The organism is Pseudidiomarina taiwanensis (genome assembly GCF_003987435.1).
Classification (GTDB): Bacteria; Pseudomonadota; Gammaproteobacteria; order Enterobacterales; family Alteromonadaceae; genus Pseudidiomarina; species Pseudidiomarina taiwanensis.
Window position 1 is genome coordinate 20,217 of sequence record NZ_PIQG01000001.1, and the last position, 16,118, is coordinate 36,334.

At 48.2% G+C, this 16,118-nt stretch carries 18 protein-coding genes and 1 pseudogene; 9 read left to right on the forward strand and 10 right to left on the reverse strand.

Annotated features, from left to right (window positions below; genetic code table 11):
- Positions 1-142: 142 nt before the first annotated feature.
- On the reverse strand, positions 143-415 hold the full coding sequence (locus CWI83_RS00085) for an oxidative damage protection protein (protein WP_126824058.1): 273 nt from the start codon (positions 413-415) through the stop codon (positions 143-145).
- A gap of 34 nt (positions 416-449) precedes the next feature.
- Complete coding sequence (gene mutY / locus CWI83_RS00090; RefSeq protein WP_126824061.1) at positions 450-1,460, reverse strand: A/G-specific adenine glycosylase; 1,011 nt, start codon at positions 1,458-1,460, stop codon at positions 450-452.
- A gap of 120 nt (positions 1,461-1,580) precedes the next feature.
- Between mutY and CWI83_RS00095 the strand changes: the two genes are divergently transcribed.
- Together CWI83_RS00095 and trmB are read left to right on the forward strand one after the other, a co-directional pair.
- Positions 1,581-2,666, forward strand: a complete 1,086-nt coding sequence (locus CWI83_RS00095; protein ID WP_157980342.1) for an OmpA family protein — start codon at positions 1,581-1,583, stop codon at positions 2,664-2,666.
- A 95-nt stretch (positions 2,667-2,761) separates the two neighbouring features.
- Positions 2,762-3,487 (forward strand): tRNA (guanosine(46)-N7)-methyltransferase TrmB, encoded by a 726-nt coding sequence (gene trmB, locus CWI83_RS00100; protein ID WP_126824067.1) that lies wholly within the window; start codon positions 2,762-2,764, stop codon positions 3,485-3,487.
- Here trmB and hemW read toward each other — a convergent pair.
- Genes hemW through CWI83_RS00130 form a run of 6 tightly spaced genes read right to left on the reverse strand, consistent with a single transcriptional unit; the run spans position 3,484 to position 7,785 of the window.
- Positions 3,484-4,620 carry a radical SAM family heme chaperone HemW gene (hemW, locus tag CWI83_RS00105; protein ID WP_198677237.1) on the reverse strand — a complete coding sequence of 379 codons (1,137 nt, stop codon included), beginning with the start codon at positions 4,618-4,620 and terminating at the stop codon, positions 3,484-3,486. The two genes, trmB and hemW, sit on opposite strands and share 4 nt — an antisense overlap.
- Before the next feature lie 6 nt (positions 4,621-4,626).
- A complete protein-coding gene (gene rdgB, locus CWI83_RS00110; protein WP_126824072.1) occupies positions 4,627-5,235 on the reverse strand; it encodes an RdgB/HAM1 family non-canonical purine NTP pyrophosphatase in 609 nt (202 codons plus the stop codon).
- Positions 5,235-5,666, reverse strand: coding sequence for a DUF4426 domain-containing protein (locus CWI83_RS00115; protein ID WP_126824074.1), 432 nt, complete (start codon positions 5,664-5,666; stop codon positions 5,235-5,237). Before CWI83_RS00115 ends, rdgB begins: the two co-directional genes overlap by 1 nt.
- Before the next feature lie 23 nt (positions 5,667-5,689).
- Positions 5,690-6,214 (reverse strand): YggT family protein, encoded by a 525-nt coding sequence (locus tag CWI83_RS00120; RefSeq protein ID WP_126824077.1) that lies wholly within the window; start codon positions 6,212-6,214, stop codon positions 5,690-5,692.
- A 28-nt stretch (positions 6,215-6,242) separates the two neighbouring features.
- Positions 6,243-7,070 carry a pyrroline-5-carboxylate reductase gene (gene proC, locus CWI83_RS00125; protein WP_126824080.1) on the reverse strand — a complete coding sequence of 276 codons (828 nt, stop codon included), beginning with the start codon at positions 7,068-7,070 and terminating at the stop codon, positions 6,243-6,245.
- Positions 7,071-7,098: 28 nt separating this feature from the next.
- A complete protein-coding gene (locus tag CWI83_RS00130) occupies positions 7,099-7,785 on the reverse strand; it encodes a YggS family pyridoxal phosphate-dependent enzyme (protein ID WP_126825968.1) in 687 nt (228 codons plus the stop codon).
- 67 nt (positions 7,786-7,852) lie between these two features.
- On the opposite strand from CWI83_RS00130, the gene CWI83_RS00135 reads away from it, so the two are divergent.
- From CWI83_RS00135 to tsaD, 3 genes and pseudogenes are all read left to right on the forward strand, one after another.
- On the forward strand, positions 7,853-8,890 hold the full coding sequence (locus CWI83_RS00135; protein ID WP_126824083.1) for a type IV pilus twitching motility protein PilT: 1,038 nt from the start codon (positions 7,853-7,855) through the stop codon (positions 8,888-8,890).
- Between the two features lie 21 nt (positions 8,891-8,911).
- A pseudogene (locus CWI83_RS00140) lies at positions 8,912-10,030 on the forward strand (PilT/PilU family type 4a pilus ATPase).
- Between the two features lie 69 nt (positions 10,031-10,099).
- Positions 10,100-11,137, forward strand: coding sequence for a tRNA (adenosine(37)-N6)-threonylcarbamoyltransferase complex transferase subunit TsaD (gene tsaD, locus CWI83_RS00145; RefSeq protein WP_126824086.1), 1,038 nt, complete (start codon positions 10,100-10,102; stop codon positions 11,135-11,137).
- On the opposite strand, the gene plsY is transcribed toward tsaD, so the two are convergent.
- Entirely contained in the window at positions 11,099-11,686 is a 588-nt protein-coding gene (gene plsY, locus CWI83_RS00150; RefSeq protein WP_126824089.1) for a glycerol-3-phosphate 1-O-acyltransferase PlsY, read from the reverse strand. The genes tsaD and plsY overlap by 39 nt on opposite strands.
- Positions 11,687-11,779: 93 nt before the next feature.
- Between plsY and folB the strand changes: the two genes are divergently transcribed.
- The 3 genes from folB to CWI83_RS00165 are packed head-to-tail and all read left to right on the forward strand — an operon-like array spanning position 11,780 to position 13,462.
- Positions 11,780-12,133 (forward strand): dihydroneopterin aldolase, encoded by a 354-nt coding sequence (gene folB, locus CWI83_RS00155; protein WP_126824092.1) that lies wholly within the window; start codon positions 11,780-11,782, stop codon positions 12,131-12,133.
- Positions 12,134-12,137: 4 nt separating this feature from the next.
- A complete protein-coding gene (gene folK, locus CWI83_RS00160; RefSeq protein WP_126824094.1) occupies positions 12,138-12,668 on the forward strand; it encodes a 2-amino-4-hydroxy-6-hydroxymethyldihydropteridine diphosphokinase in 531 nt (176 codons plus the stop codon).
- A complete protein-coding gene (locus CWI83_RS00165) occupies positions 12,665-13,462 on the forward strand; it encodes an undecaprenyl-diphosphate phosphatase (protein WP_126824097.1) in 798 nt (265 codons plus the stop codon). Before folK ends, CWI83_RS00165 begins: the two co-directional genes overlap by 4 nt.
- Here the strand turns inward: CWI83_RS00165 and CWI83_RS10665 are convergent.
- Positions 13,443-14,552: a tRNA nucleotidyltransferase/poly(A) polymerase-related protein gene (locus CWI83_RS10665; RefSeq protein WP_126824100.1), complete on the reverse strand. Its 1,110-nt coding sequence runs from the start codon at positions 14,550-14,552 to the stop codon at positions 13,443-13,445. The genes CWI83_RS00165 and CWI83_RS10665 overlap by 20 nt on opposite strands.
- 99 nt (positions 14,553-14,651) lie before the next feature.
- Here CWI83_RS10665 and CWI83_RS00175 point away from each other — a divergent pair, with 99 nt between their 5' ends.
- Positions 14,652-16,115 (forward strand): ExeA family protein, encoded by a 1,464-nt coding sequence (locus CWI83_RS00175; protein ID WP_338053316.1) that lies wholly within the window; start codon positions 14,652-14,654, stop codon positions 16,113-16,115.
- The last annotated feature ends 3 nt before the right edge of the window (positions 16,116-16,118 follow it).

The window sequence follows — 16,118 nt, forward strand, 5'->3', positions numbered from 1 at the left end:
GCAGGTATCAATAAAGGTTATGGTAGGTATTGATTGTAATAATCTGTATAAATACCCTTCTAGGATGAATAAATACCCAGATAAAAACAAAAAAAGCCTCCAGAAGGAGGCTTTAAGTGCGGCAACACTCAGTTTGTGTTGGTTAGGATGAAGGAGGCTGATACCCTTCGATCTCAATTTCTTTTCCTTCGAATAAGAAATCGACCATGGCTTGCTCGAGAAAAGCGCGCGCTTCTGGATCCATCAGGTTGAGACGCTTTTCGTTGATCAGCATGGTCTGCTTTTTCTGCCATTCAGCCCAAGCTTGCTTCGAAATATTCTCGAAAATTCGCTGACCGAGCTCGCCGGGATAGAGTTGAAAATCCAGGCCTTCAGCTTCTTCTTTTAGATATTGACAGTATACGGTACGGCTCATATCGCTCTCTCTGCTATCAGTTTGATGGGCTATTCTAATTGTTGTCCGCGGGCTTAAGCAAATGCTGTTCGATGAATTTACGGATAGGGGCTGGCATACCGATGTCTTGTAGCTGGTCGATCGCGAAGCGTTTAGTGAGGTTGTTTGTCTTAAACTCTGCGCCTTGGTAGACCACAGCATCTAACTTGTAGTGAGAAAAGGTATGCTTAAAACGTCCAAGAACAGGCGCTTCTGTATCTTCGTCAACAAGTTCTGGAAGCGCCCACAAGCGCGGCCAAATCGTATCTGCTGGGCGCTGTTCTAGCACAATACCTGCATCACTTTTGTTGAGCACAAAATATCCTGAACGTGTTGGTAGTGGGGATTTTTTAAATCGTTGCGGAAACTCATTCACAGTATTATGGCTAAATGCCTTGCACTTTAACTGTAACGGGCATTCCTGACATCTAGGCTGGCGCGGAGTGCAGATGGTTGCCCCTAGATCAAGTAAGCCCTGGGCAAATTGTCGGTTGTTGGTGGTCGGGGTGTAGCGCTCGACTAACTCCCATAATTCCCGATGGCGGGCGCCTGTATTAAGGTTCCCCTCAAGTTCAAACAGGCGCGCAAATAGTCGCTTCACATTTCCATCAACAATTGTTCCTGGCTCGTTGTAGGCAAACGCAGTTATTGCACCGGCAGTGTACGGGCCAACTCCGGGTACCTCGCGTAGTTCGGCTGGAGTTTTGGGGATTTCGCCAGCTAGTTCATGAACCACATATTTTGCGGTCTTATGAAGATTTCTCGCTCGGGAATAGTAACCGAGTCCTTGCCAACAGCTCATCACATCATCTTCAGCTGCAGCTGCTAAGCTGGCAATGTCCGGGAAACGCGCGAGCCAGCGCTGGAAATACGGGATCACGGTTTTGACCTGAGTTTGTTGCAACATAATTTCACTGACCAGCACTTTATAGGGCGTTATATGCTGCTGCCAGGGCAAATCATGGCGTCCATATTGCGCCTGCCAATTTAAAACAACCTCTTGAAAATATTCAGGTTTCAACATCATAAAAGGAAGCCATGCAAAGCTTGTGTAAAGATTAAATTTACAAAGCAAATGAAAGTAATTTGTTCTATAATAGTAGTGGATTTTAAATTGGTGATTGAGAAATACAACAGGGAGACTCTCATGAAACATTCAAAGGTCATTTCATCTGCTATTTTAGCATCGCTTCTCGCAGCACCTTCTATAGCGTCTGCGCAGGACAATGAGAGTGCAGTTGAAAAGTTTTATGTTGGACCTCGAATTGGTCTATATGGGACTGACTCAGAACGTTTAGGTCTAGATGGGACGCAAGTCGTTAGCTTTGCCGGTGGTTTGGATAGCATCTTTGGTGGTGTTGAAGTTGGATTTAACTTCACTCCTGAGTGGGGTTATCGAGCTTATTATGATTACCTGAATGGTGATACACAACAATCAGGCAGTGTAGACGGTCGTATTTTTGGATTCGATGTGCTCTACAACTTTAACCAAAATATTTATGCGGGTGTGGGCTTAAATCAAACGAAACTTGGTGAAATTAATAACCGTTTTGTACGCGTAAGTGCGGGTTATAAGGATTTTGTTGCTGATAATTTAGCTTTTACTGTTGAAGGTGCGGTTCAGCAAAATGATGGGAACTTGACCGAATTTATGGTTTTGACCACGTTGCGTTATTACTTCGGCTTTAGTGAGTCGACTGCCTCAACCTACGAATCAGCAGCACCGGCAGAGCCTGCACCAGCGCCTACTCCAGTAGTCGTTGCCGATACTGATGGTGATGGGGTTCGTGATGACCGTGACCAGTGTGCAGATACCCCGATGGGCCATAAGGTTGATAGTAGCGGTTGTACACTCTATGCAGAGCGTGAAATTACCCGCGAGCTGCTGGTTATTTTCCCACTCAATTCATCGTGGATTCCGGCTGACCAAAAAGCAGATATCGCAGATACAGCTGAGTTTATGAAAGAGCATCCACAACTTAACGTCACCATTGAAGGGCACACTGATTCAAGTGGTGAGGAAAAATATAATCAATGGTTATCTGAACGTCGTGCCAAGGCGGTGAGTGATAGCTTGGTGAATAATTTCGGGATTGCAGCAAGTCGTGTGACGACTATCGGTTACGGTGAGAGCCGACCTAAAGTTGCCAATGACTCTGCGGAAAATCGTGCGATGAACCGCCGTATCGAAGCGAAACTTTCAGTAACAGAGCGCGTTCCAGTCCAAGACTAAGCTCAGTTACGAATAAGAATAAGGCGTAACAAACTTGCGTTTGTTGCGCCTTTTTGCATAATGGCGTCCGATTTCTATTCAAACCTGCTTAAAGGATGACAATGACCAGTAAAGATAACCTTGAGAATGCGCTGTCTGAGGGAAAGTACATCCGCCGTATTCGGAGTTTCGTAAAACGCGAAGGCCGTCTCACCAAGGGGCAGGCTGGCGCTATCGAGCGTAACTGGGATTCAATGGGGCTAGTGCACCAAACTGCGCCATATGACTTTGATCAGATTTTTGGGCGTGAAGCTGAAACGGTCCTAGAAATTGGTTTTGGCATGGGGCATTCACTGGTGACCATGGCTAAGGCCGCTCCTGAGAAGAACTTTATTGGGGTTGAGGTGCATCGGCCTGGGGTTGGCGCATGCATGCTTGAAGCGGAGCAACAGAGCGTTAGCAATTTACGTGTGATCGAGCATGATGCAGTCGAGATATTAACGGACTCTATTGCTCCAGCGAGCCTGTCTTGCGTACAAATATTTTTTCCAGACCCATGGCATAAAAAGCGTCATCATAAACGCCGTTTGATTCAGCCTGAATTCATTCAGTTATTGCGCGATAAGCTCAAGTTGGGTGGAGTGATTCATCTGGCTACCGATTGGGAAAACTATGCTGAGCATATGCTCGGGGTGCTGCAAGCTGCGCCGGGATTCGAGAACTGTGCGGCGGATAATGGTTATATCCCGCGTCCAGATAATCGTCCATTGACCAAGTTTGAACAGCGCGGTGAACGCCTCGGCCATGGTGTTTGGGACCTGCAGTTTAAACGCACCAGCTAGAGTAATTGGTCGAGAATGGTGTTTAAAAATAGATAGCCTTTTTCGCTAACACGCCATTCTTGTGCCGTTGATTCGATTAAATTAGTTGCAATACTGGCAGCTAAGGCTTCATCAGCACGGGCTCGCGGTAGCCCCGTTCGTTGTTCGAATAACTGCTTCGCAATCGGCTGGCGCAGGCGCAGTGTATTTAGAAAAAACTCAAAGATCATCTCATCTGTATCGATTTGCCATTGGCGATAACGCAGCGGTTTGGTCAAATCCAAGTAACCGCGCGGATGCTTTATCTTTTCACAACGAATCAGACGCTGTTCGTCGGCAAGTGTGATCTTGCTGTGAGCGCCGCAGCCGATGCCAAGATAATCACCGAATTGCCAGTAATTCTGGTTGTGAACACTTTTATGGTCAGGCTTTGCATAAGCGCTCACCTCGTATTGTTGGTACCCAGCAGCCAAGAGTTTGGCGTGTCCATGTTCTTGGATCGACCATAAGAGTTCATCTTCAGGGAGTTGCGGTGGGCGACTCGCAAACTGAGTGTTGGGCTCAATGGTGAGTTGATACCAGGAAATATGAGGCGGCTGGAGAGCAATCGCTTGATCCAGGTCGGCCATAGCTTGGGATAAACTTTGCTCCGGCAAGCCATGCATTAAATCAAGGTTGAAGCTCACTAAACCAAGCTCTTGCAGATGTTTAGCAGCTTGTCCTGCTTGGTCTGGATTATGAATGCGACCCAGTCGTTCGAGGTGCGCTGCATTAAAACTTTGCACCCCAAGTGATATCCGATTTACCCCAACCCGTTGATAATCCGAAAAACGTGCCGCCTCAAATGTACCCGGATTTGCCTCCAGCGTGATTTCACAATTTGGGTGCAAGTTACAGAGAGCTTTAATGCCATCAAGTAGCTCGCCAATTGCAGCAGCGGAGAACAAGCTCGGAGTCCCACCACCAATGAAAATACTCTCAAGGGGGCGTCCTTGTGCCCAACTCAAGTCGGCGCGCAAATCATCAAGTAAGCGCGCTACGTACTCTTGTTCTGGCAGGGCAGCCTTTTGCGCATGAGAGTTGAAGTCACAGTAGGGACACTTTTGAATGCACCAAGGAATGTGCACATAAAGTGAAAGTGGTGGGAGTGTCAGCATAGTCTAGCGATACAACTGCGCTAATTGCGGTAGCAGCTGCTGTAGCGCCTTACCACGATGGCTAATCTCGCGCTTACGCTCAGCAGGTAATTCAGCTGCACTTAGGCCTTCTGCGGCGACCCAAAAAATCGGATCGTAGCCAAATCCACCTTGCCCTCTCGGTTCAGGTAAAATAGTTCCCCGCCACTCGCCTTGGCTGATGATAGGAGTTGGGTCGGATGCGTGACGGACAAGCGCTAACACACAAATAAAGCTGGCTGCGGAATTTTCAATTCCACGCGCTTTGAGCTGTTGCAGAACTTTATCAATATTCGCCGTATCTGATTTATCCGTACCGGCGTAGCGCGCTGAGTAAATTCCAGGTTCACCATTTAAGCCGTGGACGGCCAAACCTGAATCATCGGCCAAAGCAGGAAGTCCGGTTAGTGCCGCGGCATGACGCGCTTTCAAAATAGCGTTCTCAATAAAGCTCAAGCCAGTCTCGTCAGCATCACTTACCCCAAGTTCCCCTTGTGGGATAATCTCGATGGCTAACGGTGCAAATAACTCTGAAAATTCACGCAACTTGCCCTTATTACCGGAGGCCAGCACGATTTTTTGCTTGTTTGACATTAATTCTTCCAGAACTCTTGGTTGAAGCGCAGTTCATGCTGTTCGTTGCCATCACTAACCGTTATAAAAAACCGCAATCTTTCGTTGGGAGTGAAGTCTACTTCAGTAATGTAATAGACAGCTTCGCCCTCAACCACCTCAGTAAAATCTAACCGTTGTTGTTGACTGAGTGGGTTCATGACATAACCGCTCACATTAACCTGTTGTGCTGGCTTACCGGGTAGCTCAGCGGCAAGTACAGCAATGTTCAAAACAGCATTGGTTTGGCTTCGGGTAATATCATATTGGCGCGCCATTTCCGCTCTTAAGAAGGTGGAATTAAACGCATTATAATGAATTTCCCACGGCCCTAACCGAGTGCTCTGTTCGGCCACAGCAGAATTGCTCCAAGCGCCTAATAGCAGCGCCAACATTAGCAGTAGCTTCGGCATATCAAATCTCCGTTTCGCTTCGATTAAACGCCAAGCACAACGCGCACGGCTTGAATGGCGATAAGCACGATCAGCACGGATAGATCGAGTCCGCCAAGTGGAGGAATAATTCTGCGCACAGGGGCGAGAATCGGCTCTGTCAGTTGCACCAATAGACCAACCATCGGATTATAACCCTGCACAAACCAGCTCATGATGGCGCGAATAATGAGTACCCAAAAGAGCAAATCAAAAAACTGTTGCGCGAGTCCTAGCAGCCCGAAACGGAGCAAGTCTGGCACGTTCGATGCGTAGCCAAGCATGGCAAATAGTGCCAGAAACTTACTGACACTTATCACATAAGCAAGCGTGAGTGCGGCTAAATCCCAGCGTCCGACAGTGGGAATGACACTGCGTAGTGGGGTTACGATCGGATTGGTTGCTTTGACCACGAACTGCGACAAGGGGTTGTAAAAATCGGCCCGTGAAACTTGCAACCATACCCGCAAGATCATCACCATGAGATATAGTTCGAAAGCAATTCGAACCAGAAATTCGATTAATTGCATAATGCACTCACTTTACTATCAGGCAGACTTAAAATAATTCGGCCATTTCTTGATTGCGCTTCACCGCAGCGCGAACTGCATCCGCTGAAATCTGCTCGAGGTTAGCTTGCTGGTAAACCTCAACACCTTTCGCGGTAGAGCCACCTTTACTGGTCACCTGACTGCGCAAATCCGCTAATTCGAGGTCACTGTGTGATGCCATTTTAGCAGCGCCAAGGGCAGTTTGCTGCACCATTTCACGTGCTTTATCGAGGTCAAATCCAAGTGCCTCTGCGGCTTTCTGCAAGGTCGCCATAAATTCAAAGAAATACGCGGGGCCACTACCTGCTACTGCCCCAAGAATATCGAGTTGATCTTCATTTTCGACCCAAACGCTTTTGCCGACACCATTGAAAGTATGTTCAATAAAGTCACAATCGGCAGATGTTGCGCGATCATCACTGACAAGTCCTGATAGACCCTCACCAACCAGAGAGGGGGTATTTGGCATCACCCGAATCATGCGAATATCTTCGTTTAAGTAGTTTCTATATTTATCGAATCGAATACCTGCAGCAATCGAAACGATGAGTTTGCTTTCTAAATCTGTGACGGTTGTGCGTAAATGTTCACACACATCTGCCATAAGTTGTGGTTTGACAGCCAACACTATCACTTCTGCGGCTTCGGCGATTTCGACATTGTCTTGACTGGTTTGAACATTGAGTTCGTTCTTTAACTTGTCGAGTTTAGCGGTGCTTGGGTTACTTACAAAAATATGATCCGCTGGGTAGCCACTGGCAACCATCCCGCCGACAATACTTTGGGTCATATTTCCAGCGCCAATAAAACCGATTTTGCGAATAGGTGTTGTCATCAATTCCTCCATTAGGGGATGGGGAGAGCTAGGTACGTGCGCCGAATATAGCGGTACCCACGCGAACGAGTGTTGAGCCGCACGCGATTGCTAACTCAAGGTCACCGCTCATGCCCATCGAGAGTGTATCTACTTCAGGATATTGGGATGAAAGCTCAGAATACAAGTTTGCCATATGCTCGAAACTTTGTTGTTGTTGTGCTTCATCACTGTTAGCTCGCGGTATCGTCATCAAACCGCGTAATCTGAGTTGTGGATAATCATCGACAAGCGCGGCAAGCTCGGCAATTTGACTCGGAGCAACTCCTGATTTGGTTTCCTCATCATCGATGTTAACTTGAATCAGTACGTTGAGAGGCCGCAGTCCAGAGGGTCTTTGCTCCGCTAAGCGGCGAATAATTTTAGCGCGATCAACTGAGTGAACCCACGCCGCTGTTTTGGCGATATCTTTCGTTTTATTCGATTGAATGGGTCCAATAAAGTGCCACTCTATATCTTTCAAATCAGCTAGTTGTTGTGCTTTAGTGACAAGTTCCTGCACATAATTTTCACCGAATTTGTGTTGCCCTTGCTGATAAGCTGCTTGGACAGCCGTTGCCGGTTTTGTCTTGCTCACAGCTAATAGCTGCACAGAGCTTTGCTCGCGCTGTGAGTTTTCGCAGGCAATTGCAATTTGTTTACGGACTTCAATTAAACCTTCAGCTATGCTTTTCATCGAGTTCATATTTTTCGTTAGAGTGACCTTGTCATCAAATTCACTGAGTTGCCCATGAGGATACCACATGGATATTACTGAACTGCTCAGCTTCGCAGTAAAACACAAATCGTCAGACTTGCACCTTTCAGCAGGCTCGCCACCTCTGATTCGGGTCGACGGCGATGTTCGCAAGATCAATATACCAGAGCTTGATCATAAACAGGTACAAGCCTTGGTTTACGAAATTATGAACGATCGGCAACGACGTGAATACGAAGAAAACTTAGAATGCGATTTCTCTTTCGAAGTTCCTGACTTAGCTCGCTTCCGGGTTAATGTGTTCGTTCAGAACAGAGGCGCAGCTGCTGTTTTACGGACTATCCCGAGTGATGTGTTGACACTTGATCAACTCGGCGCGCCGGAAATATTTAAATCGATTTCTGACTATCCGCGAGGATTAGTATTGGTGACTGGACCAACCGGTTCGGGTAAATCAACCACACTGGCGGCGATGATCGATTACATTAATGAAAATAAGTATCACCATATTCTTACCATTGAGGATCCGATCGAATTTGTTCATAAGAACAAGCGAGCACTGATTAACCAGCGGGAAGTGCATCGTGATACCCATAGTTTTAACGCAGCCCTACGTTCCGCTTTGCGGGAAGATCCTGATGTTATTTTGGTCGGTGAGATGCGCGATTTGGAAACCATTCGATTAGCGATGACTGCGGCAGAAACCGGCCATTTGGTGTTCGGGACCTTGCACACTACTTCGGCTCCGAAAACGATTGACCGGATCGTCGATGTGTTCCCCGGAGATGAGAAGCCCATGGTGCGCTCAATGCTCTCAGAGTCGCTACGCGCAGTTATTTCACAAACTTTGTTAAAGAAAGTCGGGGGCGGGCGTGTTGCTGCGCATGAAATCATGATTGCCACATCAGCGATTAAAAACCTGATTCGAGAGGACAAAGTAGCGCAGATGTATTCATCTATTCAAACGGGAGCCGCGCAGGGCATGCAGACACTCGATCAGAGTTTACAAAACCTGCTTAACTTGGGACTTATTTCTCGTGTTGATGCTAAAGCCAAAGCAACCAGCAAAGATAGCTTTAATTAATTCTAGCGAAGGACCTTGTTCATGATTCTCGATAAATTACTTGCCGCAATGCTTAAGCACGATGCTTCAGATTTATTTGTATCGGCCGGCTTGGCGCCCAGTGTAAAAGTTAACGGTGAATTAACCCCGCTAACTGATAAACGGTTATCGAGCGAGGCCGCCCTTGCAGTGGTGAAAGAAGCTCTCGGTAAGGAGCACGAGGAAGAGTTCTTCGAGCACAAAGAAGCCAATTTTGCGATTGCACGAGAAGGCATTGGCCGTTTCCGGGTCAGTGCATTTTGGCAGCGACAACAAGCCGGAATGGTGATTCGTCGGATCGTGACTGAAATACCGACAGTCGAACAACTCAATCTGCCTAAGAGTTTAGTTGATTTAATTATGGCCAAGCGTGGTTTGATGTTAGTGGTCGGTGGCACCGGGACAGGTAAATCAACCAGTTTGGCGGCCCTCATTGGTTATCGGAATCAGCACTAGCGTGGGCATATTTTGACGATTGAAGATCCTGTCGAATTCGTGCATCAACATGGTCAAAGTATGGTAACGCAGCGTGAAGTTGGGGCCGATACAGAGTCATTCGAAGCCGCTTTGAAGAGTTCATTACGGCAAGCTCCGGATGTGATTATGGTGGGTGAGATCCGCTCGCAAGAAGTGATGGAGTATGCACTAACTTTCGCCGAAACTGGCCACTTGTGTGTGGCAACCTTGCACGCCAACAATGCCAACCAAGCGATTGAGCGGATCATGCAGATGGTTCCCGAGGACAAGGTGAATAAGCTGATGTTCGATTTATCATTAAACTTACGTGGTATTGTTGCGCAACAGCTTATTCCAACCACCGATGTTAAGCGGGTCGCAGCGATTGAAATCCTGCTTAATACTCCAAGTGTTTCGGAAAAAATTGCGAAACATGATATGGGTGAAATTAAGTCAATTATGGCTAAGTCAACTGAGCTGGGAATGCAAACCTTCGACCAAGCTCTATTCAACCTCTACAAAGAGGGCCGAATTACCTATGAAAATGCCCTGCGCCACGCTGATGCACCAAACGATCTTCGCTTAAAAATCAAACTCTCTGGTGAGAATACTGATGATGACGGCGATAGTGCGTTAAAAGGCGCGACGCTAGACCTTGATGATTGAGCAATCTAGTCCGCTACGGTAAACTATGCGCCCTTTAATTCAGCCATCTTAGGCGCAGGTGAGACCGGCATGCGAGTAGTAGGTATTGAGAGCTCTTGTGATGAAACTGGCGTAGCGATCTACGATACAGAGCGTGGACTACTGGCCCATAGACTCTACTCACAGGTCAAGCTGCATGCCGATTACGGTGGGGTGGTGCCAGAACTCGCCTCGCGCGACCATGTGCGCAAGACCCTGTCGTTGCTTGATCAAGCGCTCGCCGACGCTGAATTGACGCGCACCGACATCGATGCTGTGGCATACACTATGGGCCCAGGTTTAGTGGGGGCTTTGCTAGTTGGCAGTTGTATTGGCCGCAGCTTAGCATTCGGACTCGGCGTACCTGCGCTTGGGGTTCATCATATGGAAGGTCATCTGCTGGCGCCAATGCTCGAGGATGATGCACCAGAATTTCCATTTATTGCCCTGTTGGTTTCTGGCGGCCACACGCAACTGGTTGAAGTCCGTGGCATCGGTTCCTACCAACTGCTGGGTGAGTCAATTGATGACGCAGCCGGTGAAGCGTTTGATAAAACCGCTAAACTCATGGGGCTTGAATACCCTGGTGGCCCACGACTCGCTGCGCTTGCCGCAGAGGGGCGGGCTGGGCAATATCGATTCCCACGCCCTATGACCGATCGCCCTGGTCTCGACTTCTCCTTTAGTGGTCTCAAAACATTCGCTGCAAACACCATTGCAGACTCGGATAAATCACAGCAAGCGCTTGCTGATATTGCCTTTGCGTTTCAAGAGGCGGTCATCGACACCCTGGTGATTAAAGCGCGTCGTGCGATTGAGCAAACTGGACTCAAACGCTTAGTCGTCGCAGGTGGGGTAAGTGCCAATATTGCCTTGCGGGAGCAACTCACTGAGTTTATGCAGAGGGTCGGCGGTAAGGTTTACTTTCCGAGACCCGAGTTTTGTACCGATAATGGTGCGATGATTGCTTTTGCCGGAGCGCAACGCTTAGTTGCAGGCGAACGTCAGGATCTGGCCGTGATCACTAAGCCACGCTGGCCACTTGCTGAATTATCGGCGCTTGATAGGGGTCTCGCTTCCGGCGCGTAAGCGCGCGATATTACTTTGGTGACGCCACATGATGAGAACCGAAATCATGATGGTTGGCACCGTGTATTGTGGCTTAATCCAGTAGGCGTAAAATGGCGCAAGGCTGACGGTAATGATCGCAGCAAGCGAGGATACCTTGCTGATTCTAAACACCAAGAGCCAGGTGAGAATGAGCAGAAGAGCCATTTCTGATGCGACTGGGAACATGGCTCCTAGAGCAGTTGCGACGGCTTTACCGCCTTTGAAGCGAAAATAAAGTGGGTAAATATGGCCAAGGCAGGTCGCAACACCGATTAAGCCAAGATAAAACGGTTCTATACCAAGAAAATATGCGCCCCACACGGGTATCATGCCCTTGAGGACATCGAAAAATAGCGTTAGCGCTGCGGGGAGTTTGCCGCCAATCCGATAAACATTGGTCGCGCCCGGATTGTGTGAACCTGTGGTACGTGGGTCAGGCAGTTTGAATAGTTTACAGATAAGCACAGCGCTGCTTATTGAGCCAAATAAGTAGGCTGTTAGAATAGTCAGAATGATCAGCGCGCCCATTACGTTTGCTTCTCTGTGTCGTTGAAACGTATCGTGCTTATAGCATACGGGGATTTATTGCGAATTTCCATGAATCAAAGAGTGATGGTGTGAATGGATAAAGTTTTAATTGAGCAACTCGTTATTGATGCCTATATCGGCGTCTATGATTGGGAGCACGATGCTCCGCAACCTTTGGTATTTGATATTGAAATGGCTTGGGACAATAAGCCTGCGGCGGCAACTGATGATATTGCGCTGGCGCTAGATTACGACAAAGTAAGTCAAGCCTTGCAGAAGCTGGTACAAGATCGACCACGACAGTTAATTGAGACGATCGCTGAGGAGGCGGCAGCGCTCATTCAAACGGATTTCAAGGTCAGCTGGGTACGGGTCAAAGTAGGCAAGCCAAAAGCCGTCGCGGCGGCGCAAACCGTTGCGGTAGAAATCGAGCGAGGCTCAAAATAAAACCATGACGCATGTACTGCTAGGGGTAGGGAGCAACCGGCAACGCCAGTATCATCTCACTGAGGGACTCATAGCCCTGCATCAAGAATTTGCGACGGCGGACAACCCGTTATACGTGTCGCGGGTGTTCGAGAGCGCTGCAGTCGGCTTTGATGGTGCCCCTTTCTACAATCTCGTGGTTGGCTTTACAACAGCAGCGTCGGTTGAGTTCATTCAGCAGCGCTGTAAGGCGTTAGAGATACGGTTTGGTCATCAACCTGGAGTTGCAAAATACAGCCCGCGTACACTTGATATCGATATATTACTTTATGATCAGATGGTGATGGAGCACCCCGTACAACTGCCAAGGGCTGAAATACTGCATAACGCGTTTGTTCTGTGGCCACTGGCTGAGCTGGTTCCGAACTTTATTCATCCGCTTGAACAGCGTACACTGCAAAGCCTTTGGGATGAGTATGAATCTACACAACAACTTGAACCCATCGAGTTTAGTTTTCCGCAATTACCTTACTTACAACAGGGACGTATGTTATGAGCACAGTTGAAGCAATTTGGTTGGCGCTGATTCAAGGCATCACCGAGTTTTTACCTATTTCAAGTTCAGCTCATTTAATCCTGCCGTCGCAGTTATTAGGATGGAATGACCAAGGCCTAGCCTTCGATGTAGCGGTTCATGTCGGTACGTTGCTTGCAGTGGTGACCTATTATCGCCGCGAGGTCCTTGGCTTGGTGAAGGGCTGGTTTGGCTCCTTTACGGGGAATTACAACGCTGATGGACGGCTTGCTTGGTTCATCATTGCCGCAACCATTCCAGCGGGGTTGGCGGGACTATTTGGCAATGACCTGATTGAAAATTATGCGCGCTCAGCGTTAGTTATCGCGACCACAACTATTTTGTTTGGCCTGTTACTTTGGTACGCAGATGGGCGTGCGGCCGAACATTCTAATTTGGCGAAACTCTCGTTTAAGCAAGCTCTCCTTATCGGGGTTGCCCAAGCGCTTGCGTTAATACCCGGGACTTCGCGCTCTGGCATTACGATCACTGCGGGCTTATTACTTGGTTTGACCCGAACTGATGCGGCTAGGTTCTCTTTCCTACTTTCGATTCCTGTCATTGCAATGGCCGGCCTTTATCATGGCGTCAACTTAGTCGAGCAAGGCGAGGCTGTACAATGGCAACCTGTCTGGATTGGGGTCGTGGTCTCTTTTGTTGCCGCGTACCTCTGTATTCACTTATTCCTAACCGTCATCGAGCGGATGGGAATGTTGCCTTTTGTGCTTTATCGATTGGCGCTAGGAGCGCTGCTTTTTACTTTTGTATTCTGGTAAATTGAGCGCTGATGAGGTCGCGGCGAGCTGCTTTAATGGCGGCTCCTAGTTCGCGACCGGAAAGTTCGCCTTCGGCGCTGTTCAAAATCGCTTGCGCATCAATTTTCAAAGCTTGTTCATGAATGCTTCTAAGGCTCTTCAGGATGCTTTCGGACAGTCCTAAGCGATGCCATACTCTTGTTATCGCCGTTAAACGCTCGGGCTTACGCCACATATCATTACGTTCAATTAACTCGATGAAAAGCTCAGCGTCTAATTGTTGCGTCTTATAAATCGGATAGTCGACTAAGATCTCGGCGCGCTGACCGAGTTCTTTTGGAACGCGTAAGCGCTGATTGAGGCGTTTTACCTGCTCCTTAGAGAGCGGACTTACCAAGCTTAAATAGCTGAGCTCGAGATTGGTTCTATCAGCACTATCACGAACTTTAAATACCGACCGAAGTTGAGCACGCGCAGTAACATCCGAGAACTCATTAAACCAAGGTGAGAGAGCCTTGGCTTCTGCAAGGACTTCAAAAAATATGTGTGGATGCTCAGTTGCAAGCGCCTTCGTTAATTCAAGCCAAACTCGCTCAGGACTTAAACTATCGAGCTCCGAAGCCAGCTTGCGCATCAACTCGAGTGTCTCAGCAGCAACTTTGAAACCAAGATGGTCAAAGCGAGCTGCAAAGCGCGCTACGCGTAATACCCGCAAAGGATCTTCAATGAAGGCGTCCGAGACGTGTCGAAGGATTCGTAGACTGAGATCTTGTTGACCATGGTAGGGGTCAATAATGTGCCCTGTTTCATCTTCTGCCATGGCGTTGATGGTTAGGTCGCGCCGTTGCAGGTCTTCTTCCAACGTGACTGTTGGTGCCGCATTGATGGTAAAACCATGATATCCACGACCGCTTTTACGCTCAGTTCGAGCGAGCGCATATTCAGCCTTAGTCTGGGGGTGCAGGAATACCGGAAAATCTTTTCCTACCTGCTGATAACCACGGTCGAGCATGTCCGTTGCGGTTGCCCCAACGACAACATAGTCGACATCCGTTACCGGGATGCCGAGTAAACGGTCGCGAACTGCTCCACCTACACGATATATTTTCACATCAATCTCTCTCTGTTGAGTTAGATGATCGCGAATCACTAGCTCTTAATCAAGTGAGTCGTTACACTTGAAGCATACTCGCAACAGAACTTGAACACTATGGCAATGTATTTAAATCATTTTGGGCTGCATACGGTACCGTTTTCGATTGCGCCCGATCCACAATTTCTTTATATGAGTGAACGCCATCAAGAAGCCCTGGCGCACTTAAGCTATGGTCTTCAAGGAAGTGGTGGTTTTATTCTGCTTACTGGCGAAGTCGGCACCGGTAAAACGACGGTGTCTCGAGCTTTGCTGACGCAGTTGCCAGAAACAACACGCACAGCCTTCATTCTTAACCCCATGCTTAATGAGCAGGAGTTACTCGCCACCTTGTGTGACGAGTTTGGGATTCGCTATGCCAAGCGCAATTTGACCAATAAAAAACTCACCGACAAATTGAGTCAATTTTTACTCGATGCTCATGAAGCCGGAGAGCAATGTGTTGTGCTTATCGATGAGGCACAGCATCTACAGCCGCAGGTCCTTGAGCAACTTCGGTTATTAACCAACCTCGAGACCAACCAAGAAAAATTGTTAAGAGTCATTTTGATTGGTCAGCCTGAGCTGCAAGACCTTCTCCGCAGACGGGAATTAAGACAATTGGCACAGCGTATCACCGCCCGTTACCACTTGCTGCCGTTGCAAGCGAGTGATACCGAGCGTTATGTGCATTATCGATTGCAGGTGGCGGGAGCGACCCAAGGTATATTTACTGCAGCGGCGATTAAACGTATTCACCAAGTTAGAGAAGGTATTCCACGGCGGCTAAATTTGCTCGCAGATAGAGCCTTGTTAGCGGCGTACAATGATTCAGCGCAAGTGGTTTCAGTGAAGCATGTCAATGATGCAGCTCAAGAACTTGATGGTGATTCACAACAACAAAAGTCCGCGCGAGTCGGATTACCTATGTTGGCCGCGCTGCTGGTTATCGCAATTTTGACCGGCATCATACTCGCGTCTATTTGGCAAAACTCAGAATCTCCGCGAGCGTCTATGGAGGCCTCTACTGTACAAGAATCAAGCGCAGGTAAGGCTGAAGTCAACTCGAACAATGCACTTGGCCAGTTACTACGAAACTGGCAGCTTCCTGCTTATTCGCAACAGCAACCCTTATGTCCTTGGTTAGAGTCATTCGATTTAGGTTGCTTACAAGGTCAACTGAGATTTGATCAGCTGGTGCAGATTGGCTATCCGATGTTGTTGGAGCTGAGTGATGGCGGGTATCAATTTATTTCGTCAACGGAGCAAACTCCCGCAGCGGAATGGAATGGGCGTTACCTTCTTATTTGGCAACTGCCCCCAGATTACAAGAGCGCCGATTCAGATGTGTATCAGACTTGGCTCGAGCGCCAACTAGTCGGTATTGCCCAGCAACCCGAGTCAGATTTAGTCAGTTTGGTCCGCAATGCACAATTGGAATTTGGACTCCCCGTCACCGGTCAACTTGATGGCACCACATTGGCGGCACTCACTGCACGTGGTTTTGCCAATGGCCCGCGTTTACAAGGCTGGGGAGGTTAAGGC

What these genes read in the sequence shown, in the direction of transcription:
- CWI83_RS00085 (WP_126824058.1), bottom strand. Translation starts at nt 415, where the DNA reads ATGAGCCGTACCGTATACTGTCAATATCTAAAAGAAGAAGCTGAAGGC.
- mutY (WP_126824061.1), bottom strand. Translation starts at nt 1,460, where the DNA reads ATGATGTTGAAACCTGAATATTTTCAAGAGGTTGTTTTAAATTGGCAG.
- CWI83_RS00095 (WP_157980342.1), top strand. Translation starts at nt 1,581, where the DNA reads ATGAAACATTCAAAGGTCATTTCATCTGCTATTTTAGCATCGCTTCTC.
- trmB (WP_126824067.1), top strand. Translation starts at nt 2,762, where the DNA reads ATGACAATGACCAGTAAAGATAACCTTGAGAATGCGCTGTCTGAGGGA.
- rdgB (WP_126824072.1), bottom strand. Translation starts at nt 5,235, where the DNA reads ATGTCAAACAAGCAAAAAATCGTGCTGGCCTCCGGTAATAAGGGCAAG.
- CWI83_RS00115 (WP_126824074.1), bottom strand. Translation starts at nt 5,666, where the DNA reads ATGCCGAAGCTACTGCTAATGTTGGCGCTGCTATTAGGCGCTTGGAGC.
- CWI83_RS00120 (WP_126824077.1), bottom strand. Translation starts at nt 6,214, where the DNA reads ATGCAATTAATCGAATTTCTGGTTCGAATTGCTTTCGAACTATATCTC.
- proC (WP_126824080.1), bottom strand. Translation starts at nt 7,070, where the DNA reads ATGACAACACCTATTCGCAAAATCGGTTTTATTGGCGCTGGAAATATG.
- CWI83_RS00130 (WP_126825968.1), bottom strand. Translation starts at nt 7,785, where the DNA reads ATGAAAAGCATAGCTGAAGGTTTAATTGAAGTCCGTAAACAAATTGCA.
- CWI83_RS00135 (WP_126824083.1), top strand. Translation starts at nt 7,853, where the DNA reads ATGGATATTACTGAACTGCTCAGCTTCGCAGTAAAACACAAATCGTCA.
- tsaD (WP_126824086.1), top strand. Translation starts at nt 10,100, where the DNA reads ATGCGAGTAGTAGGTATTGAGAGCTCTTGTGATGAAACTGGCGTAGCG.
- plsY (WP_126824089.1), bottom strand. Translation starts at nt 11,686, where the DNA reads ATGGGCGCGCTGATCATTCTGACTATTCTAACAGCCTACTTATTTGGC.
- folB (WP_126824092.1), top strand. Translation starts at nt 11,780, where the DNA reads ATGGATAAAGTTTTAATTGAGCAACTCGTTATTGATGCCTATATCGGC.
- folK (WP_126824094.1), top strand. Translation starts at nt 12,138, where the DNA reads ATGACGCATGTACTGCTAGGGGTAGGGAGCAACCGGCAACGCCAGTAT.
- CWI83_RS00165 (WP_126824097.1), top strand. Translation starts at nt 12,665, where the DNA reads ATGAGCACAGTTGAAGCAATTTGGTTGGCGCTGATTCAAGGCATCACC.
- CWI83_RS00175 (WP_338053316.1), top strand. Translation starts at nt 14,652, where the DNA reads ATGGCAATGTATTTAAATCATTTTGGGCTGCATACGGTACCGTTTTCG.